This window comes from Mesorhizobium sp. 131-2-1, from assembly GCF_016756535.1.
Lineage (GTDB): Bacteria > Pseudomonadota > Alphaproteobacteria > Rhizobiales > Rhizobiaceae > Mesorhizobium.
The window spans coordinates 3924920-3949981 of record NZ_AP023247.1; the positions used below are offsets into that span (position 1 = coordinate 3924920).

At 64.3% G+C, this 25062-nt stretch carries 26 protein-coding genes; 11 read left to right on the top strand and 15 right to left on the bottom strand.

The genetic code is table 11. The features are described from left to right. Positions 1-107: 107 nt before the first annotated feature. Both purL and JG743_RS19020 read left to right on the top strand, forming a co-directional pair. Positions 108-2348 (top strand): phosphoribosylformylglycinamidine synthase subunit PurL, encoded by a 2241-nt coding sequence (purL, locus tag JG743_RS19015; protein WP_202292324.1) that lies wholly within the window; start codon positions 108-110, stop codon positions 2346-2348. 98 nt (positions 2349-2446) lie between these two features. Beyond that, positions 2447-2680 (top strand): BolA/IbaG family iron-sulfur metabolism protein, encoded by a 234-nt coding sequence (locus JG743_RS19020; RefSeq protein ID WP_006206026.1) that lies wholly within the window; start codon positions 2447-2449, stop codon positions 2678-2680. Between the two features lie 115 nt (positions 2681-2795). On the opposite strand, the gene JG743_RS19025 is transcribed toward JG743_RS19020, so the two are convergent. From JG743_RS19025 to JG743_RS19035, 3 genes are all read right to left on the bottom strand, one after another. Continuing rightward, positions 2796-3989 (bottom strand): ZIP family metal transporter, encoded by a 1194-nt coding sequence (locus tag JG743_RS19025; protein WP_446720865.1) that lies wholly within the window; start codon positions 3987-3989, stop codon positions 2796-2798. Continuing rightward, on the bottom strand, positions 3986-5116 hold the full coding sequence (locus tag JG743_RS19030; RefSeq protein WP_202292325.1) for a multicopper oxidase domain-containing protein: 1131 nt from the start codon (positions 5114-5116) through the stop codon (positions 3986-3988). The genes JG743_RS19025 and JG743_RS19030 overlap by 4 nt, the downstream gene beginning before the upstream one ends. 114 nt (positions 5117-5230) lie before the next feature. Then, entirely contained in the window at positions 5231-6031 is an 801-nt protein-coding gene (locus tag JG743_RS19035) for a phosphodiester glycosidase family protein (protein ID WP_244672827.1), read from the bottom strand. A gap of 162 nt (positions 6032-6193) precedes the next feature. On the opposite strand from JG743_RS19035, the gene grxD reads away from it, so the two are divergent. Together grxD and JG743_RS19045 are read left to right on the top strand one after the other, a co-directional pair. Next, positions 6194-6529, top strand: a complete 336-nt coding sequence (grxD, locus tag JG743_RS19040; RefSeq protein ID WP_202292327.1) for a Grx4 family monothiol glutaredoxin — start codon at positions 6194-6196, stop codon at positions 6527-6529. 189 nt (positions 6530-6718) lie between these two features. Continuing rightward, positions 6719-7918, top strand: a complete 1200-nt coding sequence (locus JG743_RS19045) for a multidrug effflux MFS transporter (RefSeq protein WP_202302727.1) — start codon at positions 6719-6721, stop codon at positions 7916-7918. A 10-nt stretch (positions 7919-7928) separates the two neighbouring features. Here JG743_RS19045 and JG743_RS19050 read toward each other — a convergent pair whose 3' ends face one another. The 3 genes from JG743_RS19050 to rpsD all read right to left on the bottom strand — a co-directional run bounded on the left by JG743_RS19050 (position 7929) and on the right by rpsD (position 10401). Continuing rightward, positions 7929-8756, bottom strand: coding sequence for an inositol monophosphatase family protein (locus JG743_RS19050; RefSeq protein ID WP_202292328.1), 828 nt, complete (start codon positions 8754-8756; stop codon positions 7929-7931). Positions 8757-8767: 11 nt separating this feature from the next. After that, positions 8768-9631 carry a tRNA 2-thiocytidine(32) synthetase TtcA gene (gene ttcA, locus JG743_RS19055; protein WP_446720866.1) on the bottom strand — a complete coding sequence of 288 codons (864 nt, stop codon included), beginning with the start codon at positions 9629-9631 and terminating at the stop codon, positions 8768-8770. A 152-nt stretch (positions 9632-9783) separates the two neighbouring features. Then, positions 9784-10401 (bottom strand): 30S ribosomal protein S4, encoded by a 618-nt coding sequence (gene rpsD, locus JG743_RS19060; RefSeq protein WP_202292329.1) that lies wholly within the window; start codon positions 10399-10401, stop codon positions 9784-9786. 476 nt (positions 10402-10877) lie between these two features. On the opposite strand from rpsD, the gene JG743_RS19065 reads away from it, so the two are divergent. Beyond that, positions 10878-11087 carry a hypothetical protein gene (locus JG743_RS19065; RefSeq protein ID WP_202292330.1) on the top strand — a complete coding sequence of 70 codons (210 nt, stop codon included), beginning with the start codon at positions 10878-10880 and terminating at the stop codon, positions 11085-11087. Between the two features lie 96 nt (positions 11088-11183). Here the strand turns inward: JG743_RS19065 and JG743_RS19070 are convergent, their stop codons facing one another. The 3 genes from JG743_RS19070 to JG743_RS19080 all read right to left on the bottom strand — a co-directional run bounded on the left by JG743_RS19070 (position 11184) and on the right by JG743_RS19080 (position 13129). Beyond that, on the bottom strand, positions 11184-11366 hold the full coding sequence (locus tag JG743_RS19070; protein ID WP_202292331.1) for a DUF3008 family protein: 183 nt from the start codon (positions 11364-11366) through the stop codon (positions 11184-11186). A gap of 61 nt (positions 11367-11427) precedes the next feature. Then, the gene (gene murI, locus JG743_RS19075) at positions 11428-12216 is read right to left on the bottom strand and encodes a glutamate racemase (RefSeq protein WP_202292332.1); all 789 of its coding nucleotides are present in this window, start codon (positions 12214-12216) and stop codon (positions 11428-11430) included. Continuing rightward, entirely contained in the window at positions 12209-13129 is a 921-nt protein-coding gene (locus JG743_RS19080; protein ID WP_202292333.1) for an RNA methyltransferase, read from the bottom strand. The genes murI and JG743_RS19080 overlap by 8 nt, the downstream gene beginning before the upstream one ends. A 206-nt stretch (positions 13130-13335) precedes the next feature. Here JG743_RS19080 and JG743_RS19085 point away from each other — a divergent pair, with 206 nt between their 5' ends. The 3 genes from JG743_RS19085 to JG743_RS19095 all read left to right on the top strand — a co-directional run bounded on the left by JG743_RS19085 (position 13336) and on the right by JG743_RS19095 (position 16047). Continuing rightward, positions 13336-14547, top strand: a complete 1212-nt coding sequence (locus JG743_RS19085) for an NADP-dependent isocitrate dehydrogenase (RefSeq protein WP_202292334.1) — start codon at positions 13336-13338, stop codon at positions 14545-14547. Positions 14548-14635: 88 nt separating this feature from the next. Next, positions 14636-15262 (top strand): glutathione S-transferase family protein, encoded by a 627-nt coding sequence (locus JG743_RS19090; protein WP_202292335.1) that lies wholly within the window; start codon positions 14636-14638, stop codon positions 15260-15262. Further along, complete coding sequence (locus JG743_RS19095; protein ID WP_202292336.1) at positions 15262-16047, top strand: hypothetical protein; 786 nt, start codon at positions 15262-15264, stop codon at positions 16045-16047. Before JG743_RS19090 ends, JG743_RS19095 begins: the two co-directional genes overlap by 1 nt. A 51-nt stretch (positions 16048-16098) precedes the next feature. On the opposite strand, the gene JG743_RS19100 is transcribed toward JG743_RS19095, so the two are convergent. From JG743_RS19100 to recA, 3 genes are all read right to left on the bottom strand, one after another. After that, positions 16099-16893, bottom strand: a complete 795-nt coding sequence (locus JG743_RS19100; protein WP_342215649.1) for a PhzF family phenazine biosynthesis protein — start codon at positions 16891-16893, stop codon at positions 16099-16101. Between the two features lie 39 nt (positions 16894-16932). Next, positions 16933-19599: an alanine--tRNA ligase gene (gene alaS / locus JG743_RS19105; RefSeq protein ID WP_202292337.1), complete on the bottom strand. Its 2667-nt coding sequence runs from the start codon at positions 19597-19599 to the stop codon at positions 16933-16935. 296 nt (positions 19600-19895) lie between these two features. Continuing rightward, positions 19896-20993, bottom strand: a complete 1098-nt coding sequence (gene recA / locus JG743_RS19110) for a recombinase RecA (RefSeq protein WP_202292338.1) — start codon at positions 20991-20993, stop codon at positions 19896-19898. Positions 20994-21275: 282 nt separating this feature from the next. On the opposite strand from recA, the gene JG743_RS19115 reads away from it, so the two are divergent. Beyond that, the gene (locus JG743_RS19115; RefSeq protein ID WP_202302733.1) at positions 21276-22220 is read left to right on the top strand and encodes a carbohydrate kinase family protein; all 945 of its coding nucleotides are present in this window, start codon (positions 21276-21278) and stop codon (positions 22218-22220) included. Between the two features lie 55 nt (positions 22221-22275). Then, the gene (locus tag JG743_RS19120; protein WP_202292339.1) at positions 22276-23193 is read left to right on the top strand and encodes a pseudouridine-5'-phosphate glycosidase; all 918 of its coding nucleotides are present in this window, start codon (positions 22276-22278) and stop codon (positions 23191-23193) included. 34 nt (positions 23194-23227) lie between these two features. Here JG743_RS19120 and JG743_RS19125 read toward each other — a convergent pair whose 3' ends face one another. Further along, positions 23228-23551: a TfoX/Sxy family protein gene (locus tag JG743_RS19125; protein WP_202292340.1), complete on the bottom strand. Its 324-nt coding sequence runs from the start codon at positions 23549-23551 to the stop codon at positions 23228-23230. A 76-nt stretch (positions 23552-23627) separates the two neighbouring features. On the opposite strand from JG743_RS19125, the gene JG743_RS19130 reads away from it, so the two are divergent. Further along, complete coding sequence (locus JG743_RS19130; protein ID WP_202292341.1) at positions 23628-24125, top strand: GFA family protein; 498 nt, start codon at positions 23628-23630, stop codon at positions 24123-24125. A gap of 5 nt (positions 24126-24130) precedes the next feature. Here the strand turns inward: JG743_RS19130 and JG743_RS19135 are convergent, their stop codons facing one another. Together JG743_RS19135 and sufA are read right to left on the bottom strand one after the other, a co-directional pair. Further along, entirely contained in the window at positions 24131-24655 is a 525-nt protein-coding gene (locus JG743_RS19135) for a DUF2199 domain-containing protein (RefSeq protein WP_274608490.1), read from the bottom strand. A gap of 6 nt (positions 24656-24661) precedes the next feature. Continuing rightward, positions 24662-25048, bottom strand: coding sequence for a Fe-S cluster assembly scaffold SufA (gene sufA, locus JG743_RS19140; protein WP_202292343.1), 387 nt, complete (start codon positions 25046-25048; stop codon positions 24662-24664). Between the last annotated feature and the right edge of the window lie 14 nt (positions 25049-25062).

The following is a 25062-nucleotide window of genomic DNA, read 5'->3' on the forward strand; positions in this document are numbered from 1 at the left end:
CCTGTGGCTTTCCGCCTTTTTTCGTCGATCTATGGGGTGTATCAGCCTCGAGCTTGCGATAAGAGGGGACTCGAATTCCCCTCTCCCACGGATACAAATCGCTGCTCATGACTATTTCCAATTCCGTGCCGATCACCCCGGAGCTCATTGCCGCGCACGGGCTGAAGCCCGACGAATATCAGCGCATCCTCGATCTGGTCGGACGCGAGCCAAGCTTCACCGAACTCGGCATCTTTTCGGCGATGTGGAACGAGCACTGCTCCTACAAATCCTCGAAGAAATGGCTGCGCACGCTGCCGACGACCGGGCCGCGGGTCATCCAGGGGCCGGGCGAGAATGCCGGTGTGGTCGACATCGGCGACGGCGACTGCGTCGTCTTCAAGATGGAGAGCCATAACCACCCCTCCTACATCGAACCCTATCAGGGAGCTGCGACCGGCGTCGGCGGCATCCTGCGCGACGTCTTCACCATGGGCGCGCGGCCGGTGGCGGCGATGAACGCGCTGCGCTTCGGCGCGCCGGACCATCCCAAGACAAGGCATCTGGTGGCCGGAGTCGTTTCCGGCGTCGGCGGCTACGGCAATTCCTTCGGCGTGCCGACGGTCGGCGGCGAGGTCAATTTCGATCCCCGCTACAATGGCAACATCCTGGTCAACGCCTTCGCCGCGGGCCTCGCCAAGACCGATGCCATCTTCCTGTCCGAGGCCAAGGGCGTCGGTCTGCCGGTCGTCTATCTCGGCGCCAAGACCGGGCGCGACGGCGTCGGCGGCGCCACCATGGCGTCGGCCGAATTCGACGACAAGATCGAAGAGAAGCGGCCGACAGTCCAGGTTGGCGATCCCTTCACCGAGAAATGCCTGCTGGAGGCCTGCCTCGAGCTGATGGCGTCCGGCGCGGTCATCGCCATCCAGGACATGGGCGCGGCCGGCCTCACCTGCTCGGCCGTCGAGATGGGCGCCAAGGGCGACCTCGGCATCGAGCTCGACCTCGACAGGGTGCCGGTGCGCGAGGAGCGCATGAGCGCCTATGAGATGATGCTGTCGGAAAGCCAGGAGCGCATGCTGATGGTGCTGCGCCCCGAGAAAGAGAAAGAGGCTGAGGCGATCTTCCACAAATGGGGCCTCGACTTCGCCATCGTCGGCAAGACGACCGACGATCTTCGCTTCCGCGTCATCCACCAGGGCGACGAGGTCGCCAATCTGCCGATCAAAGAACTCGGCGACCAGGCACCGGAATATGACCGCCCCTGGCTCGAGGCGAAGAAGCCGGCGCCGCTTGCGGCCAGAGACGCGCCCAAGGCCGATGTCGCTGACGCACTGCTGAAGTTGCTGGGCGGGCCCGATCTCTCCTCGCGCCGTTGGGTGTGGGAGCAGTACGACACGCTGATCCAGGGCAATTCGCTGCAGCTTCCCGGCGGTGACGCCGGCGTGGTGCGCGTCGAGGGCCATGCGGCCAAGGCGCTCGCCTTCTCCTCCGACGTGACGCCGCGCTATTGCGAGGCCGATCCCTATGAAGGCGGCAAGCAGGCGGTGGCCGAATGCTGGCGCAACCTGACCGCCACCGGCGCCCTGCCGCTTGCCGCCACCGACAACCTCAATTTCGGCAATCCGGAACGGCCGGAGATCATGGGCCAGTTGGTCGGCGCGGTGAAGGGCATTGGCGATGCCTGCCGCGCGCTCGGCTTCCCGATCGTCTCCGGCAATGTCTCGCTCTATAACGAAACCAATGGCCGCGGCATCCTGCCGACGCCAACCATCGGCGGCGTCGGGCTGATCGCCGACTGGTCGAGGATGGCCCGCATCGGCTTTGCCGGCGAAGGCCAGATGATCGTGCTGGTCGGCGCGCCGGCGACGTGGGGCAGCCATCTCGGCCAGTCCGTCTACATGCGCGACATCCATGGCCGCGGCGACGGCCCGCCGCCGCCAGTCGACCTCGAGCATGAAAAGCGCGTCGGCGACCATGTCCGTGCGCTGATCGCCTCCGGCGTTGTCACCGCCGCGCATGACCTGTCCGATGGCGGCCTTGCCGTGGCGCTGGCCGAGATGGCGATGGCGTCGGGCATCGGCGCCACCATCCCCGGCCTGGTCGGGACCGATCCGATCCCGGTCTTCTTCGGCGAGGACCAGGGCCGTTATCTGCTGACGCTGTCGATCGACCCGCAAAGCAAGGAATGGGACGCCATTCGCGAGGAGCAGGGCAAGCTCGGCATCTTCGCGCCATGGATCGGCTCGACCGGCGGCAATGACCTGAAACTCGGTGACGCGCGGGCGATCCCGGTCAGCGAATTGACCGCTGCCCACGAATCCTGGTTTCCTCGCTTCATGGCAAACGAGGTCGTGGATCCATAATATTTATGGTTGGGACGGCGTTTCGGTCACTTCCTGATATGGTCCATCCGACGTCCCGGCCATATCTATGAGATCGGTACCTGATAGGGAAAACCCGCATGGCAATGGATGCCCACGACATCGAAAAGCTGATCAAGGAAGGCATCCCGGACGCCAAGGTGACGATCCGCGACCTGGCCGGTGACGGCGACCACTACGCCGCCGAAGTGGTGGCCGAGAGTTTTCGCGGAAAGAGCCGCGTCCAGCAGCACCAGATGGTGTACGACGCGCTGAAGGGCAACATGGGCGGCGTCCTGCATGCGCTGGCCCTGCAGACCAGCGTGCCGGACTGAGCCCGCCGGACGTCGCCGCTCAGGATTACGTTTCGTTGAAACGTCATCCTGATCTAATCCTTTGCTGGAGCATGATCTTTTCCGAAAGCCGGTTCCCACTTTTCGGGATCATGCTCTAGATCTTCACCAACATCGCCGTCAGGTACATGAAGCCGATGCCGGCGGCCAATCCGGCCATCGCGCTCGGTGCAAGCAGTGCCCGCGTGCCGTCGGCGCGCTGACGAATCTGCATCGACACGAGTTCGACGATCACCTGCAGGATCGCCCCGGCGCCAACCGCCAGCGCCAACGCCGACCATTGCGGCGCGTAGGCCAGGCTGCCGATCCACAGGCCGAGGACGGCGGGCCCCCCAGCCAGCAACGTCAGCGCGGCGAAGGTCCTGAGTGGTGGCCGCTGCTTCAGGATCGGGGCGGCGATGCCGATGCCCTCGGTGATGTTGTGCAGGGTGAAACCGAGCACGAGGAAGGTGCCAAGCCCCGCCGCGCCTGACGCGAAGGCAGCGCCGATCGCCAGACCTTCGCCGAGATTGTGCAGGCCGATGCCGAGCGCGATGAAGGTGGCGAGCGCCAGGCCGGTCGGCGTCCCGCTCCGCCGGCCTGCCGCCATCAGCAGCAGGAAACTGGCGGTGGCAGCGAGCACGATCATCGTCGGCCCCTGGAATAGCGCGGCGGCTTCGCCGGCCAGTTCAAAGGCGTCCTCCAGCGCATCGACGAAAAGGAAGGCGAGCAAGCCGACGGTCAGCGACAGGAGGAAGTCCATGCCGCTCCGTCCGACGCCGCGAAGCGCGGGGTAGAACATAAGGCCGATCGCCACGGGCAGGATGCCGACAAAGGCGCCGAGCACCGCCTGCGCGACCAGGCTCAGCGAATCGCGGGTCGGCGTAGGCACGGCCACCGCGATCTCATGCCCGAACGTCGTCCCGGTGCTGGTCACGACATTGATCGCATGCGCCTCCCCCAACACCCATGGATATGGCAGGCTGATCCATGCCGTCGAGCCGCGCGCGATCGGGCCGGGCGGATCCTGCGTGAATTGCCAGTAGGCATCGTCGACCTGGACCTGGGCAATCGTCATAGGTTCCGATCCGCCGGCGCGCACGAGAAAGCGGATGCCATCGTTTCCGAGGATCGTCCGCTCGAAGGTGAGGTTCTCGACCGGCGGTGCGCCGTTGCGGAAACCGGATAGCGGATCCGAGGACAACAGCCAGGCAACGGCAAGCCCCAGCACGGCGAGCGGCAGCGCGATCCACAGCAGATACACCCAAGGCCGTCGCTCGGCACGCGCATTGGGCTGGCTCATATCGCTCACGACACGGCCTCTACGACGTCGAACATGCCGGACCAGCCGAGCTCGGTGAACTCAGACTGGTGAGGGTGGAACATGTAGAGACCCGGCTCGTGCTCGCGGAAGTGAAACTCGAGGATGCCGCGCTCGGCCTGGCACTGGGTGATCAGGTCGACGGTCTTGAGCGTCGGCGTGAGCGTCGTGCCCTGATTGTAGTAATCGAAGAAATTGGCGTGCAGGTGGAAGGAGTTGATCGGGTCGAACTCGACGACATTGATGAGGTAGATGCGGACGGGCTTGTCCTTCAGCACCCTGATCGGCTTCTTCGCGTAGGCGTGGGCGACCGTGTTGACGGCATAGACTTCGTTCTCGTTGTCGAAGTTGGTGTCGAAGGCGTTCATGACCATCACGAATTCCTGCCAGCCGGCATTCTCGGGCGTGCCGAGCAGGCGTGATAGGGCGACCGCCTCGTGCTCCGGATGCCGGGCCGGATCGGGATCGATGACGAAGGCGCCGTACATGCCCTTCTGGATGTGCCGCTTCAGCGGCAGGGCGTGACAGTGATAGAGGTGACAGCCGAACGGCCTGGCATCAAACTCGTAGACGAACTCCTCGCCCGGCCCGATCAAGCCGGCACCCGGAACGCCGTCCATGCGCGCGGCATGGATGCCGTGAAAATGCATCGAATGCGGATGCGAGCCTTGGTTGCGGAAGACGATCCGCAACCGTTCGCCCTCGGTCGCTCGCAGCGACGGCCCCGGCACGCGGCCATTGTAGGTCCAGGCCGGGAACATGATGCCGGGCGCGATCTCGATCTCCTTGTCCTCCGCCGTGACTTCGAAGGTGCGAAGCGTGCGGCCGTCCGGCAGGCTCGACACCGTCCCGGTCTCCCAATCGTCGACTAGCTTCACCGGATCGAAGCCGTTTCGGGCATCGTCGACCTCGCCGACCGTGATCATTGCTCCGTGAGCGGACAGGTGCGCCGGCTGGCCTTCAGCAGCCGCGGCCGCTGGCATGTCGTGACCGGCATGGCTGGCCTGCCCGCGCGCCGCGCTCGCCACCACAGCCGTGCCGCCGGCAGCCGCGAGGCCGCCGGCCAGAAGCAGCCTTCGATCGAGCTTTCGCCCCAGCAAGGATTTCGTCTCGCTCATGCCTGCATCCTCCAGCTCGCGACGAGAATAGCGGATGCTCTAAGATTTAGCTATAGCTATATTCTGACGGGCGCGGATTCGGCGGACAAGACAGGCGAAAGCCCTCGCGGCAGGTTACTGCGCCGCCTTCTTGGCCGACACTGCGATGATGGGACCGGCGGGATACTTCCCGCCGATGATCATCCGGTCGCCGTCCGACAGTGCCGAGACCACGCCATCGAGGAACAGCGCGTTGGGACAGGAAAGCGCGTCGCGGAACAGCCGCGCGAAGCTGCCGAGGCTGACTTCCGAGCGCGAGATCGCCAGCACGACGGTATGGCCATCGCGCACGCCGACCCCGTTGCGGATGTAGCGCGAGGTGCCGTTCTGCTCGAAACGCGGATGCAGCGCGCCGTCGATCACCAGCATCGGGCCGGACTGCGTGGCGAAGATGGAGTCGGGCTTGGCGGCGGCATAGGCGCCGCTATCCATGACCGCGGCCTTGCCGTCCCTGCCGACCAGGAACAAGCCGTTCGGCTTCAGGAAGAAGTTGCCCTCGGCATCGGCAAGGTTGAGCGGCGCCTTTTCACTTCCCTCCTCGACGAGCAAACCGACCGGCGTCAGGTCCTCGTGATACATGCCGCCATTCATGGCGAGCAGCATTGGCCGCCCCTGCTCCTTCATTGCCTTGTCGAACGCTTCCAGCGAGCCAAATGGCTTGCCGTCGCCGCCGGCATGGAAGATGCCAATGTCATAGGAGTTGAGACCAATCTCGCAGATGACGTAGGGCACCGCCTCGAACGTCAAATCCCGGCACGGAGCGGGTAGAGCACCGATGACGAGCGGCGGGCGCTCCTTCGGTCTCAGCCACCAGGCCATGGCCACGGCGACGAGCAGGACGCCGATCAGGATCGTCGCGAGATAGCGCTTCTTCATCACGCTCCGGGGAATTGGCGGCCTTGGGACTTGGTGCAGCGTCAGGCCATCTTTTGCGCCATTTCGGCGCCAGCAAGGCAAATACCTTGTTTCGGTCAACCTATGGGTTTATTTGATGGCTATGTTTCGAGCCTGACTCCCACAGGCGTGAAAGGATTCTCCATGAGCGGCATCAACGACTACATCGACAACGAAGTGAAGAGCAACGACGTGGTGCTCTTCATGAAGGGCACGCCCGGCTTCCCGCAGTGCGGGTTCTCCGGCCAGGTGGTACAGATCCTCGACTATATCGGGGCCGACTACAAAGGCGTGAACGTGCTCGACTCGGCCGAACTGCGCCAGGGCATCAAGGATTATTCCAACTGGCCGACCATCCCGCAGCTCTACGTCAAGGGCGAGTTTGTCGGCGGTTGCGACATCGTGCGCGAGATGTTCCAGGCGGGCGAACTGCAGACGTTCCTCGTCGAGAAGGGCGTCAGCGTCAAAGGCGCCGCCTGATTGAACGCGCCTGCCGGCGCCTGATCGGCGCTGGCTCCCGGGGCTGCCCCCACCTCGGCATTTTGGTTCCCGATACTCGGGAACGAGACGAAAGGATGCGCCGGTCAACCGGCGCGCGTTCGTTTTGGAAGATCGGATTTTGCCGTGGACAAGCAGGTTGAAGCGTCGCAACGGGCAAGCAGCTTGCCCATTCCGCGCTGGGAGTTCATTGCGCTCTGCGCGGCGCTGATGGCCCTCAACTCGCTTGCCATCGACATCATGCTGCCGGCGCTGCAGCAGATCGGTGCCTCGCTCGGCGTGGCGAGCGAGAATCACCGTCAGTATGTCATCACCGCCTATATGCTCGGCTTCGGCGGTGGACAGCTTTTCTTCGGGCCGATCTCGGATCGGTTCGGGCGTCGCGCGCCGCTGGTCTTCGGCCTGATCGTCTATGTCGGCGCGGCGGCCGCCGCGGCCGTCGCGCCGAGTTTCGCCCTGTTGCTCACCTGCCGTCTCGTGCAGGGCTTCGGCGCCGCGGCGACCCGCGTCATCGCCGTCTCGATCGTGCGCGACACGTTCGATGGCCGGCGCATGGCCGAAGTGATGTCCCTGATCTTCATGGTGTTCATGGCGATCCCGGTTGTCGCGCCTGGTATTGGCCAGTTCGTGATGCTGTTTGCGAGCTGGCACTGGATCTTCGTGACCATGGCCGTCGGGGCGTTGATCATATCGGCCTGGGCGCTGCTGCGCCTGCCGGAGACGCTGCATCCGGAATATCGCCGGCCGCTGACGGTCAGCGCGGTCGTCGGTGGTTTCCGCATCGTCCTCACCAACCGCCTGACGCTGTGCTATGCCTTCGCCAGCACCTTCATCTTCGCCGCCATGTTCGGCTTCATCAGCTCGGCGCAGCAGATCTATGTCGACATATTCCATGTCGGCGAGCTGTTCCCGCTGATCTTCGCCGGCGTCGCCGGCGTGCTCGCTTTCTCAAATTATCTCAACTCGCGGCTGGTCGGACAGGTCGGCATGCGTCGCCTGTCGCAAGGCGCGCTGCTCGTGTTCCTCTGCATCAGTCTTGCCTGGCTGGTCGTCTCGCTCGAAATGACGATGCCGCTCTGGCTGTTCATCGCCTTCTTTGCCGGCGCCATGCTGCCGTTCGGTGGCCTGGGCGCGAATTTCAACGCGCTGGCCATGGAGCCGCTCGGCGAACTCGCCGGGACGGCTGCATCCATTCTGGGCTTCATGCAGACCTTTCTCGGCGCCATCATCGGCGCGCTGATCGGCCAGGCCTACAACGGCACGGTGACGCCGCTTGCCGCCGGCTTCTGCAGCGTCTCGGTGGCCGCTTTGCTGATGATCCTGATCGCCGAGCGCGGCAGGCTGTTCCAGCCGCACAATCCGCCTGTGTGAGCCTAAGGTCCTACTCCGCCCAGAGCTCGCGGCGGAGCTCCTGCCAGCTGTCCCTGTCGGGGGCGACCAGGATGCCGCCGTCGACATGCGAGGGCAGATAGGCGGTGCCGTCGATGCGCGCCGCGTGGCCGCCGGCTTCCTGGTGGATCAGCACGCCGGCCAGATGGTCCCACGGCATCAGCTTGTTGTAGACGACGAAATGCGCGTGACCGCTGGCGAGCAGCCGGTATTCGTGCGCCGCGCAGCGATAGGCGAATTGCGACAGCGCCTTGGTCTGGTTGCGGGCAAGCCGCGAGCGCTCGGGCTCCGGCAGATATTGCCAGGAGACGGCGCCGGTCATCTGCGAGATCGGCACGGCCGCCGCGACGCGCACCTTCTCCAGCGCGCCATGGGCGTGGCGGATATGGCTTCCGGCGCCCCTGGCGCCGATCAGCCAGTCCTTGCCGACGGGGTCGTGGATTATGCCGGCGACGGTCTCGCCCTTGACGACGACGCCCAGCATGACGCCGAACAACGGCACGCCGGAAGCGAAGTTGAAGGTGCCGTCGACCGGATCGATGACGAAGGCGAGCTCGGCATCGCCGAGGCCGCGGAGCAGAGCCGGATTGTCGGAGCAAGCCTCCTCGCCAACGATCATGGCCGTGGGATAGCGCTCGCGCAGCCTTGCCGTGATCAGCCGCTCGGCATTGACGTCGGCTTCGGTCACCAGATCGGCGGCCGAGGTTTTCTGGCGGATGTCGCCCTCGCCCAGCCGGCGAAAACGCGGCATGATCTCGGCTTTGGCCGCGTCGGAGAGGAGACCGGCGAGCAAGTCTATGGCGCTATCGTCAAATGTCATCGGGAAACGTCTTACCTGTCGTTGAGAGCGGCGAAGTCGAACAGCTTCCTGTCGAGCAGATGCGAGGGCCGCACATTGGTCATGGCGCGGATCATGGTGTCCTTGCGGCCGGGCATGCGCTTTTCGATGTCGTCCAGCATCGCCTTCATGGCGTTGCGCTGCAGGCCTTCCTGGCTACCGCAAAGGTCGCAGGGAATGATCGGGAACCTCATCAGGTCGGCGAACTTCTCCAGATCCGCCTCCGCATTATAGGCGAGCGGCCGCAGCACCATGACGTCGCCTTCGTCGTTGACGAGCTTGGGCGGCATGGCGGCGAGACGCCCGCCATGGAACAGGTTCATGAAGAAGGTTTCGAGAATGTCCTCGCGATGATGGCCGAGCACAAGGGCAGCGCAGCCCTCCTCGCGCGCGATGCGGTAGAGGTGGCCGCGCCTGAGCCGCGAGCACAGCGAGCAATAGGTGCTGCCTTCGGGCAGCTTGTCGGTCACCACCGAATAGGTGTCCTGATATTCGATGCGGTGCGGAATGCCGTGGCTGTCGAGATAGTCGGGCAATATGTGCTTCGGGAAATTCGGCTGGCCCTGGTCGAGATTGCAGGCGAGCAGTTCGACCGGCAGCAGGCCGCGCCATTTTAGGTCGAGGAGCAAGGCGAGCAGACCGTAGGAATCCTTGCCGCCGGAGAGCGCCACCAGCCAGCGCTCGCCAGGCTTCACCATGGCGAAATCCTCGATCGCCTGGCGCGTCAATCGCAGCAGCCGCTTGCGCAGCTTGTTGAACTCGACCGAGGATGGCACGTCGGCAAACAGCGGATGGAAGCCGCCTTCGGTATCGTCGCCGGTGGGCTCAAGGGATTTGACGTCGGGCAGCATATTCATGGCGCATCGGCCCCGGGGACAGGTGTCGCGCCCGGATTAGCGCATCGGCCCGGAAATCGAAATCGATTTCTGCACCGTGCCCGCATGGCGGGTTCGCCAAACAAAAAGGCCGCCCAATAGGCGGCCTTTCGATGGATCGCTGAAGCAACCGATCAGCGCGAATAGAATTCGACGACCAGGTTCGGTTCCATCTGCACGGCGAACGGAACATCCGACAGGCCGGGGATGCGCGCGAAGGTCGCGGTCATCTTGTTGTGGTCGGCTTCGATATAGTCAGGCACGTCGCGTTCGGCGAGGCCGACCGATTCCAGCACGATGACGAGCTGCTTCGACTTCTCGCGCACCTCGATGACGTCGCCCGGCTTGCAGCGGTACGAGCCGATGTTGACGCGCTTGCCGTTGACGTTGACGTGGCCGTGGTTGACGAACTGACGGGCGGCGAAAATGGTCGGCACGAACTTGGCGCGGTAGACGACCGCGTCGAGACGCGATTCGAGCAGGCCGATCAGGTTCTCCGAGGTGTCGCCCTTGCGACGGTCGGCCTCTTCATAGACCTTGCGGAACTGCTTTTCCGAAACGTCGCCATAATGGCCCTTCAGCTTCTGCTTGGCGCGCAGCTGCAGACCGAAGTCGGAAAGCTTGCCCTTGCGGCGCTGGCCGTGCTGGCCGGGGCCATATTCACGCTTGTTGACCGGGGACTTCGGGCGGCCCCAGATGTTTTCGCCAAGACGGCGGTCGATCTTGTATTTCGCGGATTCGCGCTTGCTCATCGCATTCCCTTTCAAAACAATACACCCGGAACCTCATGCTCCGGGTGAAGGAAACGCGCCCTCCTCTGGCCTCCGTTTTCGAGACCTGACAGGGTTTTCCACGCAACGCGACGGAAAACCCACGGGACACGTCAGTTCAGACAAGGCCGGGAAGAACGATCGAACTTCCATCTGCCTTGCGCATAAAGAAAACCACCGGGCATTGCGGCCCGGTGTTGGCGCGCTGATTAAACGGAGATTTAACCGGTGTCAAGCTTGTGAATGGCGCGAGCGATGGCGACGATATAGCGTCTCTGGGTTGAGTGCGGTGCCGGACGTGGCGGGGGTTGCGCCAACGGCATGTGAGCGACGTGTCCCCATCTGGATGCACAGAGTACGCTCAAAGACTTTTGGAGTTTCGCATCGTGCATTGCGAAATCGATCGATTTCGGGCCGATGGGAAGGAAGGGACTGGAGCTAGAGGAGCCCGAAGTCGCATGAAGAAGTTCTTCCTTTCATTGGTGAGCGCCGCCGTATTGGCCGGTTCGATGTCCGTCGCCGTGCCCGAGCCGGCAATGGCGCGGCATTGGCACGGCCACAAACATTATCAGGTCTGCCGCATCGTGAAGAAGAAGAAGGTCGTCTGGCGGCACGGCCACAAGAGGGTCATCTACTACAAGGTGAAGCGCTGCTGGTGGCGCTGGTAAGTCCGGCTTCAGGCCGGACCACAGCCTGGCCATCGAAAGCCCGCGGCTCCTGCCCGCGGGCTTTTGCCTTGGTTGTTCTCGCCAAGCACTGCAAGATCAGCCCTTCTTCCTGGGCAGCCCCTTGCGCTTGGTCTCGGCGAACTCCTCGAGCTGCTTTTCGCTCATCGATTCATACATCTCCTTCGAAGCGCCCTTGAGCTCGCTCTTCTTCGTCCCACCGCGCTTGGCCGAGAGCGCGGCGCCCGCGGCCATCTGCTGGGCTTTCGATGTGGCTGGCATGGTCGGTTCTCCCGTTGTGCAATGAGAGCAAAACGCGACGACCTTGCCGATGTTCCTGATATCAAGGGATCGTCAGGCCGAAACCCTGCATCAGCCGACTGATGGCGAAATCCGCTTTGCCGGAGGTGAAGACGGCGATGTCCGGCTCGCCTTGCGGCGATGATCCGTTGACCGGAGGAAGCAATGACATGGCGCGGCGGGCTATGGCTTCGGCCGGATCGATCCAGTCCACCGGCCAGGGCGCGGTCTTGCGCATGCGGTTGACCAGGAACGGATAGTGCGTGCAGGCAAGCACGACGATGTCGGTGCGCTGCCCGTCGCGTTCGATGAAGCAGGGCGAGATCTCGGCGCGTACGGCGTCCTCATCGACAAAGCCCTCGCGCATGTAGACCTCGGCCAGCCCCGCCAGATTGTTGCTGCCGACGAGGCGGACATGGCATTTCTGCGCCCATTTGCTGATCAGGTCGCGCGTGTACTGCCGCTTCACAGTGCCCGGCGTCGCCAGTACCGAAACCAGCCCCGAGCGGGTGCGTTCCGCCGCCGGCTTGACCGCCGGCACGGTGCCGACAAAGGGATGACCGGGGAACCTGTCGCGCAGCGCTTCGATCACCAACGTCGAGGCGGTGTTGCAGGCGATGACCGAGATCGCCGGCGAAAACCGGTCGAGCAGCCTCGCGAACATGTCGAGGATATGTGTGCGCAGCGCCGGTTCCTCCCAGGCGCCGAAGGGGAAGGCGGCGTCGTCGGCGACATAGACGAAGCGCCGGTCGGGCATCAGCACGCGCGCCTCGCGCAGCACGGTGAGGCCGCCGACGCCGGAATCGAACATCAGGATCGGCCGCTCAGTCATTGTCGGTGCCCTTGCCGCCCAGTGGCGGCGCGTCGTTGTCGTCGCCGTTGGTGTTGTGCACCTGGCCACTCGCTTCCGCCTTGCGGGCACGCACCGCGGCGGCAGGCAAACGTCTTGGATCGTCACCGGGGGAACCATCGCCGCGCGGCATCGCCGGTGAAAATCTGTCGAGCGACGAGATGATACCGCGCAGCACCTTCAGTTCCGGCTCGGCGAAACCGGCGCGCGTCAGCACAGCGCGCAGATTGTCGACCATCTTCGGCTTCTTCGCCTCCGGGCGGAAATAGCCGCGCGCTTCGAGCGCGGCCTCCAGATAGTCGAACAGACTGTGCAATTGGTCCTTGGACGCCGGCAGCATGTCCGGGCCGGAAAAGTTGGTCTGCGTCTCGTCCTCCAGCCCCGACTTCATCCATTCATAGGACATCAAAAGCACGGCCTGGGCGATGTTGAGCGAGGAGAAGCCGGGGTCGACCGGAAAGGTGACGATCTCGTCGGCAAGGCCGACTTCCTCATTGTAGAGGCCAAACCGCTCGCGGCCGAACAGGATACCGGTGCGCTGCCCGGCGCGTTGCCGCGATCTCAACGCCCTGCCCGCCTCGACCGGTCCGCGTACGGCCTTGAAGCCGTCGCGCTCGCGCGCCGTGGTGGCGAAGACGAAATTCAGGTCCGCGACCGCCGAGGCGAGATCGTCGAAAACCCGCACCGCATCGATCACGTGGTCGGCGCGGCTCGCCGCGGCACGCGCCTTCTCGCTCGGCCAGCCGTCGCGCGGATTGACGAGCCTGAGTTCGGCAAGGCCGAAATTGGCCATGGCGCGCGCGACCATGCCAATGTTCTCGCCAAGCTGCGGCTCGACCAGGATGATTGCCGGACCTGCTTTGGGGGTGTCTTTAGAATCTTCGTTGGCTGGCATCGGCGTCAATGAACTGCTGTTTGCGGCATTTCGGCGACCCCTGCCATATTCGGCCGCGAAAATGAAGCTTTCGCAAAGAACGGCATGAAGTCGCGGGCGGATCGGCGTTTGCGCGCTCAAAAGGCCTTTGATATACGCTGCGCATCCCCGGCCAAAAGCCATGCGGGCAAGGCCGTTCCCATCCCCAGCAACGAGGCATTCTTTCCATGGCGAAGATCAAGGTGGCGAACCCGGTCGTCGAGCTCGACGGCGACGAGATGACCCGCATCATCTGGCAGTTCATCAAGGACAAGCTGATCCACCCCTATCTCGACATCAAGCTCGACTATTACGACCTCGGCATCGAGCACCGCGACGCCACCAACGACCAGGTGACGATCGACTCGGCCAACGCCATCAAGAAATACGGCGTCGGCGTCAAATGCGCGACGATCACCCCCGACGAGCAGCGCGTCGAGGAATTCAAGCTGAAGAAGATGTGGAAGTCGCCGAACGGCACCATCCGCAACATCCTCGGCGGCACCATCTTCCGCGAGCCGATCATCATGAAGAACGTGCCGCGCCTGGTGCCCGGGTGGACCAAGCCGATCATCGTCGGCCGTCACGCCTTCGGCGACCAGTACCGCGCCACCGACTTCCGCTTCCCCGGCAAGGGCAAGCTGACGATCAAGTTCGTCGGCGAGGACGGCCACGTGATCGAGCACGACGTGTTCGACGCGCCCGCCTCTGGCGTCGCCATGGCCATGTACAATCTCGACGAATCGATCCGCGAGTTCGCCCGCGCCTCGCTGAACTACGGCCTGCTGCGCAACTATCCGGTCTACCTCTCGACCAAGAACACCATCCTCAAGGCCTATGACGGCCGCTTCAAGGATATCTTCCAGGAGGTCTACGAGAAGGAATTCGAGGCCGAGTTCAAGGCGAAGAAGCTCTGGTACGAGCACCGGCTGATCGACGACATGGTGGCCTCCAGCCTGAAATGGTCGGGCGGCTATGTCTGGGCCTGCAAGAACTACGACGGCGACGTGCAGTCGGACACGGTGGCGCAGGGTTTTGGCTCGCTCGGCCTGATGACCTCGGTGCTGATGACGCCGGACGGCAAGACGGTGGAAGCGGAGGCCGCGCACGGCACCGTCACTCGTCACTACCGCCAGCACCAGAAGGGCGAGGAAACCTCGACCAACTCGATCGCCTCGATCTTCGCCTGGACGCGTGGTCTCGCCCACCGCGCCAAGCTCGACGACAATGCCGAGTTGAAGCGCTTCGCCGAGACGCTGGAAAAGGTCTGCATCCAGACGGTCGAGTCCGGGTTCATGACCAAGGACCTGTCGCTGCTGATCGGTCCCGACCAGCCCTGGCTGTCGACCACCGGCTTCCTCGACAAGATCGACGAGAACCTGCAGAAGGCGATGGGGTAAGAAATCCGAAATTTCGACATGTCGAGGGCTCCGAGAGGAGCCTTCGCTTTTTGGGCCAGCAGTGCGAGCGGAAGCAAGGGGCTGATCGATGACCAAGCCAATCCTCTACGGCGCCGACTACAGCGTCTATGTCCGCATCGCGCGGATGGCGCTGGAGGAAAAAGGTATCAACTACGACCTCGTGCCGGTCGATGTCTTTGCCCCTGACGGCGTTCCGGCCTGGTATCTGGAGCACCATCCCTTCGGCCGTATTCCGGCCTTCGAGCATGACGGCTTTCGCCTGTTCGAGGCGAGCGCGATCGCCCGCTATGCCGACGAGGCCTTCGACGGCCCGGCGCTGCAGCCAAACGACGCGCGCAGCCGGGCAAGGATGAACCAGATCATCGGCCTGCTCGACGCCTATGGCTACCGCGCCATGGTCTGGGATGTCGCTGTCGAGCGACTGGAGCAAAGCCCGCCGGACGAGGCCCTGATCGCCAAGGGGCTGTCGCAAGCGGAGGCCGTGCTGCGGACTTTGACGGCGCTGAAGAGCGAGGGGCCGTGGCTGCTGGGGTCGCAACTGACCCTTGCCGATCTGCACGCGGCGCCCATCATCGGCTATTTCGTCAAGGTCGCCGAAGGGCAGGATCTGCTCTCCGCGTTTCCCGACATGAGCAATTGGTGGGGCCGCATCGCCCGGCGCGACAGCTTTGTCCGGACCGAAAAAGTGGACTGATGCGCGCCGTCCATGTCAGCTACGCGACGCCGAACCTCTCGCAGGCCGGCAAGCTGCTGCTGAAGAGCGCGCGCCGGTTCGGCCTCGACAGCCACCTCTATGCGTCGGACCATCCGGTGCTGGTGGAACTGACGCAGAGATACAAGTCGATCATGGCGGCGCCGCGCGGCGCCGGCTACTGGCTGTGGAAGCCTTTCATCATCCTGGACATGATCAACCGCGTGCCCGACGGCACGCCGGTCCTCTACAGCGACGCGGCACTGACCTTCATCGCCGACCCCGCGCCGATGATCGCACTTTGCAAGCAGCATCCAGTATGCCTGTTCAGGATGAGCGGACCGATGCCGCAGAGCGCCTGGACCAAGCGCGATTGCTTCGTCGAAATGGATGCCGATCGGGAAGAGTTCTGGTCGCTGCCGCAGCTATGGGCAGGCATGCAGCTCTACCGCGCCGGACCGGAAGCGAGAGCTTTCTTGACGCTCCTGGCGACGGCCATGGCGAGCGAGGTTCGCCTGACCGACAAGCCGAACATCCATGGCCTTCCCAACCTGCCGGGCTTTGTCGAGCATCGGCATGATCAGTCGGTGCTGACGATCCTTGCCAGGCAGCAGGGCGCCGCCATTTTTCGCAGCCCGTCGCAGCATTGGCGCGATCCATCGGCGCCAGCGAGCGAGACGCCTTTCGGCCAAACGGTCTTTGTGCACCGCAAGCGAAACCACGCCTATTTCAGATGGCTCTACAGACGCCTGCGCCAGAAATACACGGGCGGCCAAGGCTTCCTTTGATCATGCCCGGACAACCGCGAGGGCTCGGAGGTCATCCAACCTCCGGCACGCTCAGTCCGGCAGGTAGATTTCCGCCTTCATGAAGGTCTTCGCGCGGCCGGTGATCAGCACGCGGTCTGCGGCAAGCTCGCACAGCAAGTGACCGCCGCGCTGCGAGCATTGGAAGGCCGACAGCTTTGTCTTGCCGAGCTTCTCGGACCAGTACGGTATCAGCGTCGCATGGATCGAGCCGGTCACCGGATCCTCGGGAATGCCCGCGCCCGGCGCAAAGTAACGGGAGACGAAATCATGGCTCTCACCACGCGCGGTGACGACCACGCCGAGCGGGTGGAAGGTTGCGATCCGGAACAGGTCCGGGACGAAGGACCGCACGGCCGCCTCGTCGGTCAGTTCGACGAACAGGTTCTCAAAATTGCGGAAGCTCGCCACCGGGCGCGCTGAAACGGTGTCCCGCAGGGCGAGCGCCAGCTCGGCATCGACGGGCTGCGGCGCAAAGCACGGCAGATCGAGCTGGTAGGCGTCCTCGCGCCTGGATACCCGCAGTCCGCCTACCCGCGTGGCGAAGGCCATGTCGCCCGCCACATCGTGCTCCGCGGCCAGCACATGGGCGGTGGCCAGCGTGGCGTGGCCGCAGAAGTCGGCTTCATGGACCGGTGTGAACCAGCGCAGGTCCCAGCCCTTGCCGTTCGGCCGCGCAAAGGCGGTTTCGGCAAGATTGTTCTCGTTGGCGATGGCCTGCATGACGGGTTCCGGCAGCCAGTCCTCCAGGATGAGGACGGCAGCCGGATTGCCGTGGAACGCCCGGTCGGCGAAAGCGTCGACCTGGTACATAGTCAGTGTCGGCACAATCGCGCTCCCGGGATGGCCATCTTGGCGGGATGGTACCTACGCCGCTTCCAGCGCGGCCCTCACCGCGGCGATTGCATCGTTGGCCTTCGAGGCATCGGGACCGCCGGCCTGCGCCATGTCCGGCCGGCCGCCACCGCCCTGCCCGCCGAGCGCGGCGGACGCCACGCGCACCAGATCGACGGCGCTGAAACGGCTGGTCAAATCGTCGGTCACGGCGACAACCACACTCGCCTTGTTGTCCTCGCCGGCACCGACGAAGACGACGACGCCGGAACCGAGCGTTTTCTTGCCGGCATCCGCCAGCGGCTTCAGATCCTTCGGCGCCACGCCGGAGACCGCCTTGCCGAGGAACCCTACGCCGGCGATGGTCTCGTTCTCGGCCGGGGCGCCGGCCGCGGCGCCGCCGCCCAAAGCGAGCTTCTTGCGCGCCTCGGTCAGCTCCTTCTCCAGCTTCTTGCGCTCCTCGAGCAGCACCTCGACGCGCGCCGGCACATCGGCCGGCGAGATCTTCAGCGTCGAAGCGATGGCCTTCAGCCGCCTGTCCTGTTCATCGAGATGCCTGCGCGCCGCCTCGCCGGTCAGCGCTTCGATGCGGCGCACGCCGGCGGCGACCGCGCTGTCCGAGACGATGCGCACCAGGCCGATATCGCCGGTCGCCCTGACATGGGTGCCGCCGCAAAGCTCGACCGAATAGGGGCGGTTGGCCTTGGCGCCATGCAGGCCGGTGCCCATCGACACCACGCGCACTTCATCGCCGTACTTCTCGCCGAACAGCGCCATGGCGCCCTCGGCAATGGCGTCGTCGACCGACATCAGGCGCGTGGTCACTGGGCTGTTCTGCACGACGATCTCGTTCGCCATGCGCTCGACCTCCTCGAGCTCGTCGGCCGAGATCGGCTTGTTGTGCGAGATGTCGAAGCGCAGGCGCTCGGGCGCGACCAGCGAGCCCTTCTGCGCGACATGGGTGCCCAGCACCTCGCGCAGCGCCTCATGGATGAGATGCGTGGCCGAGTGGTTGGCGCGCAGCCTGGAGCGGCGCGCATGGTCGACCTTGAGCTCGACGGCGGCGCCGGTCTTGACCGTGCCGCTCGCCACCCGGCCCAGATGCACGAACAGACCGTCGGCCTTCTTCTGCGTATCGGTGATCGCGATCGAGAAGCCCTCGCCGGAGATGATGCCGGTGTCGCCCATCTGGCCGCCGGACTCGCCATAGAACGGCGTCTGGTTGACGACCACGGCAACCGCGTCGCCCTGCGCGGCGCTGTCGACAGTCTTGCCGTCCTTGACCAGCGCCAGGACGAGACCCTCCGCCTGCTCGGTCTCGTAGCCGAGGAAATCGGTGGCTCCGACATTCTCGCGCACGGCGAACCAGACCGTCTCGGTGGCAGCGTCGCCGGAACCGGCCCAGCTCTTACGCGCCTCGGCCCTCTGCCGCTCCATGGCGTCGGTGAAGCCGGCCAGATCGACCGAGATGCTGCGCTGGCGCAGCGCATCCTGCGTCAGATCGAGAGGGAAGCCGTAGGTGTCGTAGAGCTTGAAGGCCGTCTCGCCATCCAGCATGTCGCCGGCGCCGAGCTTCTCTGTCGCGTCAGAGAGCAGGCCGAGGCCGCGCGCCAGCGTCTTGCGGAAGCGGGTCTCCTCCAGCTTCAGCGTCTCGGTGATCAGCGCCTCGCCGCGTCCCAGTTCCGGATAGGCCTGGCCCATCTCGCGCACCAGCGCCGGCACCAGCTTCCACATCAGCGGCTCACTGGCGCCGAGCAGCTGCGCATGGCGCATGGCGCGGCGCATGATGCGGCGCAGCACATAGCCGCGGCCTTCGTTCGACGGCAGCACGCCATCGGCCACCAGGAAGCAGGACGAGCGCAGATGGTCGGCGATGACACGGAAGGAAGCGGTGTTCTCCTTGTCGGGACCATGCCCGAGCGCCGAGGACGCGGCGTCGATCAGATGGCGGAAAAGGTCGGTTTCGAAGACGCTTTCCGCCCCTTGCAGGATCGACGCCATCCGCTCCAGGCCCATGCCGGTATCGATCGACGGGCGCGGCAGGTCGATGCGCTCTTCCTTCGTCACCTGCTCGTACTGCATGAACACCAGGTTCCAGAACTCGAGGAACCGGTCGCCATCCTCTTCCGGGCTGCCGGGAGGACCGCCCCAGATGTGCTCGCCGCGGTCGATGAAGATCTCCGAGCACGGCCCGCAGGGTCCGGTATCGCCCATCGCCCAGAAATTATCCGAGGTCGGGATGCGGATGATGCGGTCGTCGGAGAAGCCGGCGATCTTCTTCCAGTGGCCGGCGGCCTCGTCGTCGGTGTGGTAGACGGTGACCAGCAGCTTGTCCTTCTTCAGCCCGAACTCCTTGGTGATCAGGTTCCAGGCAAGCTCGATGGCGCGCTCCTTGAAATAGTCGCCGAAGGAGAAATTGCCGAGCATCTCGAAGAAGGTCAGGTGACGCGCGGTGTAACCGACATTGTCGAGGTCGTTGTGCTTGCCGCCGGCGCGCACGCTCTTCTGGGCGGTCGTGGCGCGCGAATAGGGCCGCTTCTCCAGGCCGGTGAAGACGTTCTTGAACTGCACCATGCCGGCATTGGTGAACATCAGCGTCGGATCGTTGCGTGGCACCAGAGGGCTCGACGCGACGACCTCGTGACCCTCCTTGCGGAAGTAGTCGAGGAATGTCGACCGGATCTCGTTCACGCCACTCATGGATGCTTGCCTTTTCGAGAGAACCGCCGGGTGCGCCGACGGCAAAATGGACATGGCCTTTTAGCGATCACGCCGCAGCCTGTCCAGAAACACGGGAATGGAGGAAAGCCCGGCTTGCCGGCTCTTGCCGGCATCGCCCAAAACGCAAACCGCCGGCACAAGGCCGGCGGTTCGGGACGCAGTACTAAAGCACTCAATTACATAAGCATATGATAATAGGCTAAGATTGTGGCCGAACTCCGGCAATCGGAGCGGTTCAGCTTTACGGAAACGCGCCGAACCGCTCCAACTCTCTGTCACATGGCGCCGGCTTCGTCCTCGAAACCATCGTCGCCGCCTTCGGAACCGCCATTCTCGAGGAACTTCTCGGCGATCAGCCCCGCATTCTGCCTGAGCGCCATTTCGATCTCGCGCGCCGTGTCGGGATTGTCGCGCAGGAACAGCTTGGCGTTCTCGCGGCCCTGGCCGAGACGCTGCGAATTGTAGGAGAACCAGGCGCCGGACTTTTCGACCACGCCGGCCTTGACGCCGAGGTCGACCAGTTCGCCGGTCTTGGAGACGCCCTCGCCGTACATGATGTCGAACTCGACCACCTTGAAGGGCGGTGCCAGCTTGTTCTTGACCACCTTGACGCGGGTCTGGTTGCCGACGACCTCGTCGCGGTCCTTGACCGAGCCGATGCGACGGATGTCGAGGCGCACCGACGCGTAGAATTTTAGCGCGTTGCCGCCGGTCGTCGTCTCGGGCGAGCCGAACATGACGCCGATCTTCATGCGGATCTGGTTGATGAAGATGACCATGGTGTTGGAACGCGAGATCGAGGCGGTCAGCTTGCGCAGCGCCTGGCTCATCAGGCGGGCCTGCAGGCCCGGCAGCGCGTCGCCCATCTCGCCCTCGATTTCGGCGCGTGGCGTCAGTGCCGCGACCGAATCGACCACCAGCACGTCGATGGCGCCGGAACGCACCAGCGTGTCGCAGATCTCCAGCGCCTGCTCGCCGGTGTCGGGCTGCGAGATCAGGAGGTTTTCCAGATCGACGCCGAGCTTGCGGGCATAGACCGGATCGAGCGCATGCTCGGCATCGACGAAGGCGCAGATGCCGCCCTTCTTCTGGGCTTCCGCCACGGTGTGCAGCGCCAGCGTCGTCTTGCCCGAGCTTTCCGGCCCGTAGATCTCGACGATGCGGCCGCGCGGCAGGCCGCCGACGCCGAGCGCGATGTCGAGGCCGAGCGAGCCGGTCGGCACGGTTTCGATCTCGACCACCTGCTCGTTGGCGCCGAGCCGCATGATCGAGCCCTTGCCGAAAGCGCGCTCGATCTGCGACAGCGCCGCGTCCAGAGCCTTTGATTTGTCCACTGCCTTATCCTCTACAAGCCGCAAAGTATTCTGAGCCATGATACATCACCCCTTGGTCGTCAATGAAGGCCGGACAATCCGTGATCCCTGCCATTTTGTACCTTTTTTGTTCTCGTTTGGCAAGAGACATCAAGTTTTTGAAAAATAATCGATATATTGATTTGTTCTAATTATGTTCCACAATACCCAGCAGGGATGTGCCCCGGTCGCCTACGCAGAGTTCGATTGTCCGGCCGGCCCGAATCGCGGCGTTGATTGCGGGGCGGCGTGGAGGAACCTAGTGTGCGCGGCCGGACAATCAACAAAGGTTTCGATGCCGCCATGATGAAGTCCCCCAATATCCTCGCCGTAGGCGGCGCCCATATCGACCGCCGCGGCCAGGTGTCGGGCCCTTACGTGCCTGCCGCCTCGAACCCCGGCACCATGCGCGAGGATGTCGGCGGCGGCGTCTTCAACGCGCTGCGCAGCGTCGTGCGACGCGGCGTCTCGGGCTCGCTGCTTTCGGTGCGTGGCGGCGACGCGGCAGCCGAGACGGTGTCGTCGGCGATCGCCGGCGCCGGCATCGCTGACCTGTCGGCGGTGTTCCTCGACCGCACGACGCCGAGCTATACGGCGCTGATCGACCGCGACGGCGAGCTGATCGTCGGCTTTGCCGACATGGCGCTCTACGACCTCGCCTTCCCCAAGCAGATCCGCCGCGCCAAGGTGCGCGAGGCGATCGCGGCGGCCGATGCCATATTGTGCGATGCCAACCTGCCGTCGGCTGCGCTGGAGCGGCTGGCGGCGCTGGCCGCCGGCAAGCCAATCTTTGCCATCGCCATCTCGCCGGCCAAGGTGGTGCGGCTGATGCCGGTGCTGGGCAGCCTTGCCGTGCTGTTCATGAACCGGCGCGAGGCCGGCGCGCTGGCCGGGTTGAGCGGCGAGGCAGGCGAGCAGGATCTGGTCGACGGGCTGCGGCGCGCCGGACTGAAGAGCGGCGTGGTGACGGCGGGCGGGGCGCCCATGCTGGGCTTCGACGAGGACGGCCTGTTCTCCATCGCCCCGCCAGCCCCGCGCAGGATCGCCGACGTCACCGGCGCCGGCGATGCGCTGACCGGCGCGACGGTCGCAGCACTGCTCAAGGGCCTGCCGTTGCGCGCAGCGCTGCGCGAAGGCATCGCCGCCTCCATACTGGCCATCGAGAGCGCCGAGGCGGTACCGGTCTTCAGCGCCGCCAACTTCGCGCAAATGCTGGCTCTTGTGCCCGAGGCGCGGGAAGTGGCATGAGGGCGGCAAAACCCTATCGCCGGAGTGCCTCGCGCGATCCGGACCGGAGACAAAGATGACGCCCGAAACCGCCCGCCCCTTCATCGACATCCACCCGCCCGTGGCGGAGGCGCTCGCCGCCGGGCGGCCGGTGGTGGCGCTGGAAAGCACCATCATCACCCACGGCATGCCCTATCCCGACAATGGCGCCATGGCGGCCAATGTCGAGAAGATCATTTCGGACAATGGCGCGGTGCCGGCGACGATCGCGGTTGTCGCCGGCCGCATCAAGATCGGGCTCTCCGACGGCGAGCGCGAATCGCTGGCGATGACCGGCGACGCCATGAAGCTGTCGCGCGCCGATCTCGGCTTTGCGGTCGCGCAAGGCCGCACGGGCGGCACCACCGTCGCCGCGACGATGATCGCCGCGCATATGGCGGGGATAAAGGTGTTCGCCACCGGCGGCATTGGCGGCGTGCACAAGGGCGCGGAGAAGAGCTTCGACATCTCGGCCGACCTCGACGAGCTGGCGCGCACGCCGGTCATCGTGGTGTCGGCCGGCGCCAAGGCGATCCTCGACATCGAAAAGACGCTTGAGGTCTTGGAGACGCGTGGGGTGCCGGTCATCGGCCATGGCTGCGAGACGATGCCTGCCTTCTGGTCCAGGCACTCGCCGTTCCGCGCGCCGCTGACGCTGCATGCGCCGGAAGACATCGCGCATTTCTACCGCACGCGGCAGGCGCTTGGCCTCGGTGGCGGCGTCTTGGTCGCCAACCCGGTACCGGAGAACGAGGAGATCCCGGCCGCCGAGATGGACGGCTACATCCAGGCGGCGCAAAAGGCCGCGGAGGCGCTGAACGTCACCGGCAAGGCTGTGACGCCGTTCCTGCTGTCGAAAATCCTCGAGCTGACTGGCGGCCGCAGCCTCAAGACCAACATCGCGCTGGTCGAGAACAATGCGCGACTGGCGGCGCGGATCGCGAAGGCGCTTTAGAGCGGTTTTCCGTCCGGAATTGCGTAAAAAGGCCCTACTTCCCCGCCCTTCGCCCCGCCTCATAGGCGCGGCGTGCCCAGACCGCCATTTCGTCGGGATCGTCGAAGGCACTGTCCGGGGTGCTCCAGTAGGGCATGGCCACCTCTCTGCCATGGCGAGAGCCGGTATAGGTCCACTGGCTGCAGCCGGCGGCCTCGAAGTCTGGCACGCTCTGCTCGTCCGCCTTCAGCATCAGTTCGCCGCGAACGACAACGGCGACGATGACGCCATCGCAGTAGATGCCCTTGCCGCCGAACAGTTTTCGGATGTTGACCGGGCCGAGGCTTTCAAAAAGTTCTTCTATGCGTTCATTATCCATGGGCAGATGATGTCACCGGCGATTGGCCCTGTCATCGCCGCGACGAAACCATGCTGACAAGTCGAGAGGTTCCATCTTGCCGATGCTGCTCAAAGGGTCCTGCCGCTGCGGCGCCGTCCGCTTCGAGGTGGAAAGCCACACGCCGGTGCCGTTCATGCTCTGCTACTGCTCGATCTGCCGCAAGCAGCAGGGCGGCGGCGGCTTCGCCATCAATCTCGGCGCCGATTCCGCGACGCTGAAAATCACCGGCAAGCGTAATGTCGGCGTGTTCCGGGCCGAGATCGAGGATGACGAGCGTCCGCGGTGCGAGGTCTCGACCGGCGAGCGCAATTTCTGCCGCAAATGCGGATCGGCGCTGTGGCTCTACGATCCGACCTGGCCGGATCTGGTCCATCCCTTTGCCTCGGCGATCGACAGCGTGCTGCCAAAGCCGCCGGAAAAGGTGCACCTGATGCTGAAATACAAGGCAAGTTGGGTCGAGCCGGTGGTCGGCAAGAACGACAAGGTGTTCGACGTCTATCCCGAGGAATCGATCGCCGACTGGCACAAGCGGATGGGATTGTGGGTGGAGTAGAGTCTCTAGGCTTTCGGACGGTGCGAAAGAGCAACCCAACGTTCGATCTGAGTCACATCCACTCCATCGCGTTGAGCCGCGACCAAGGGATGATCTGCCTCATGTAGAAATACCTTGGGACGCTGATTGCCAGGCTGGAACACAACATTTGCGTGCATCAGCATTGAGCTTGGATACTCAGGAATGTCGTGCATCAAATACCCGAAGCAAAGCTCAACTTCATATTGGCCGCTGTCAAATCCGTCTCGATAGACATTCCAGCTTCTTTCCGAGAGCGACATCCAAACGCCGAAACAGAACTCGTCGGACAGTCGATGCACGGGCAAAGGCAGCAGGCAACGAATGAACCGATCCGTCCTGCCTGACGCATAGCGAACCTCGCAGAAATCATCATTCTGGCGAAGGCCCAATCGAGCATCGTCGTCATGCGAGTCCGGATTCACCGGGACATCGAACGCCACGTCCATGGGAAGGCCGGTGTATTCTTCATCGCAACAGGCACACCGCCAACGATATGCCTCGGCGCTCATTGTTAGCTAAGCGGCACTTGTCGCGCGCGCCTCGGCCAGCGCCTTCAGATCGGCGGGCTTCAGTTCGACCGACTCGCCGCAGCCGCAGGCCGAGCTCTGATTCGGGTTCTTGAAGGTGAAGCCGGTGCGCAGCGTCGTCTGCTCGAAATCCATCTCGGTGCCGAACAGGAAGAGCGCCGCCTCTGGCGCGACATAGACATGCGCGCCGTCGCGCTCGATGTGGTCGTCCTTGGTGTTCGGCTCGGTCACCAGGTCGACCGTGTATTCCATGCCGGCGCAGCCGCCCTTCTTGATGCCGAGGCGGATGCCGTGCGCGTTCTCGCGCGTGGCGACGATCTCGCGCACCCGGTCGGCGGCCTTTTCGGTCATCGTAATGACGGCGAAGCGTCCCATTCTTTTCTCTCTCC

Bases quoted from the DNA above. Each gene is read 5' to 3' on its own strand.
- purL (WP_202292324.1), top strand. From the start codon at position 108: ATGACTATTTCCAATTCCGTGCCGATCACCCCGGAGCTCATTGCCGCG.
- JG743_RS19020 (WP_006206026.1), top strand. From the start codon at position 2,447: ATGGCAATGGATGCCCACGACATCGAAAAGCTGATCAAGGAAGGCATC.
- JG743_RS19030 (WP_202292325.1), bottom strand. From the start codon at position 5,116: ATGAGCGAGACGAAATCCTTGCTGGGGCGAAAGCTCGATCGAAGGCTG.
- JG743_RS19035 (WP_244672827.1), bottom strand. From the start codon at position 6,031: ATGAAGAAGCGCTATCTCGCGACGATCCTGATCGGCGTCCTGCTCGTC.
- grxD (WP_202292327.1), top strand. From the start codon at position 6,194: ATGAGCGGCATCAACGACTACATCGACAACGAAGTGAAGAGCAACGAC.
- JG743_RS19050 (WP_202292328.1), bottom strand. From the start codon at position 8,756: ATGACATTTGACGATAGCGCCATAGACTTGCTCGCCGGTCTCCTCTCC.
- ttcA (WP_446720866.1), bottom strand. From the start codon at position 9,631: ATGAATATGCTGCCCGACGTCAAATCCCTTGAGCCCACCGGCGACGAT.
- rpsD (WP_202292329.1), bottom strand. From the start codon at position 10,401: ATGAGCAAGCGCGAATCCGCGAAATACAAGATCGACCGCCGTCTTGGC.
- JG743_RS19065 (WP_202292330.1), top strand. From the start codon at position 10,878: ATGAAGAAGTTCTTCCTTTCATTGGTGAGCGCCGCCGTATTGGCCGGT.
- JG743_RS19070 (WP_202292331.1), bottom strand. From the start codon at position 11,366: ATGCCAGCCACATCGAAAGCCCAGCAGATGGCCGCGGGCGCCGCGCTC.
- murI (WP_202292332.1), bottom strand. From the start codon at position 12,216: ATGACTGAGCGGCCGATCCTGATGTTCGATTCCGGCGTCGGCGGCCTC.
- JG743_RS19080 (WP_202292333.1), bottom strand. From the start codon at position 13,129: ATGCCAGCCAACGAAGATTCTAAAGACACCCCCAAAGCAGGTCCGGCA.
- JG743_RS19085 (WP_202292334.1), top strand. From the start codon at position 13,336: ATGGCGAAGATCAAGGTGGCGAACCCGGTCGTCGAGCTCGACGGCGAC.
- JG743_RS19090 (WP_202292335.1), top strand. From the start codon at position 14,636: ATGACCAAGCCAATCCTCTACGGCGCCGACTACAGCGTCTATGTCCGC.
- JG743_RS19095 (WP_202292336.1), top strand. From the start codon at position 15,262: ATGCGCGCCGTCCATGTCAGCTACGCGACGCCGAACCTCTCGCAGGCC.
- alaS (WP_202292337.1), bottom strand. From the start codon at position 19,599: ATGAGTGGCGTGAACGAGATCCGGTCGACATTCCTCGACTACTTCCGC.
- recA (WP_202292338.1), bottom strand. From the start codon at position 20,993: ATGGCTCAGAATACTTTGCGGCTTGTAGAGGATAAGGCAGTGGACAAA.
- JG743_RS19115 (WP_202302733.1), top strand. From the start codon at position 21,276: ATGATGAAGTCCCCCAATATCCTCGCCGTAGGCGGCGCCCATATCGAC.
- JG743_RS19120 (WP_202292339.1), top strand. From the start codon at position 22,276: ATGACGCCCGAAACCGCCCGCCCCTTCATCGACATCCACCCGCCCGTG.
- JG743_RS19125 (WP_202292340.1), bottom strand. From the start codon at position 23,551: ATGGATAATGAACGCATAGAAGAACTTTTTGAAAGCCTCGGCCCGGTC.
- JG743_RS19135 (WP_274608490.1), bottom strand. From the start codon at position 24,655: ATGAGCGCCGAGGCATATCGTTGGCGGTGTGCCTGTTGCGATGAAGAA.
- sufA (WP_202292343.1), bottom strand. From the start codon at position 25,048: ATGGGACGCTTCGCCGTCATTACGATGACCGAAAAGGCCGCCGACCGG.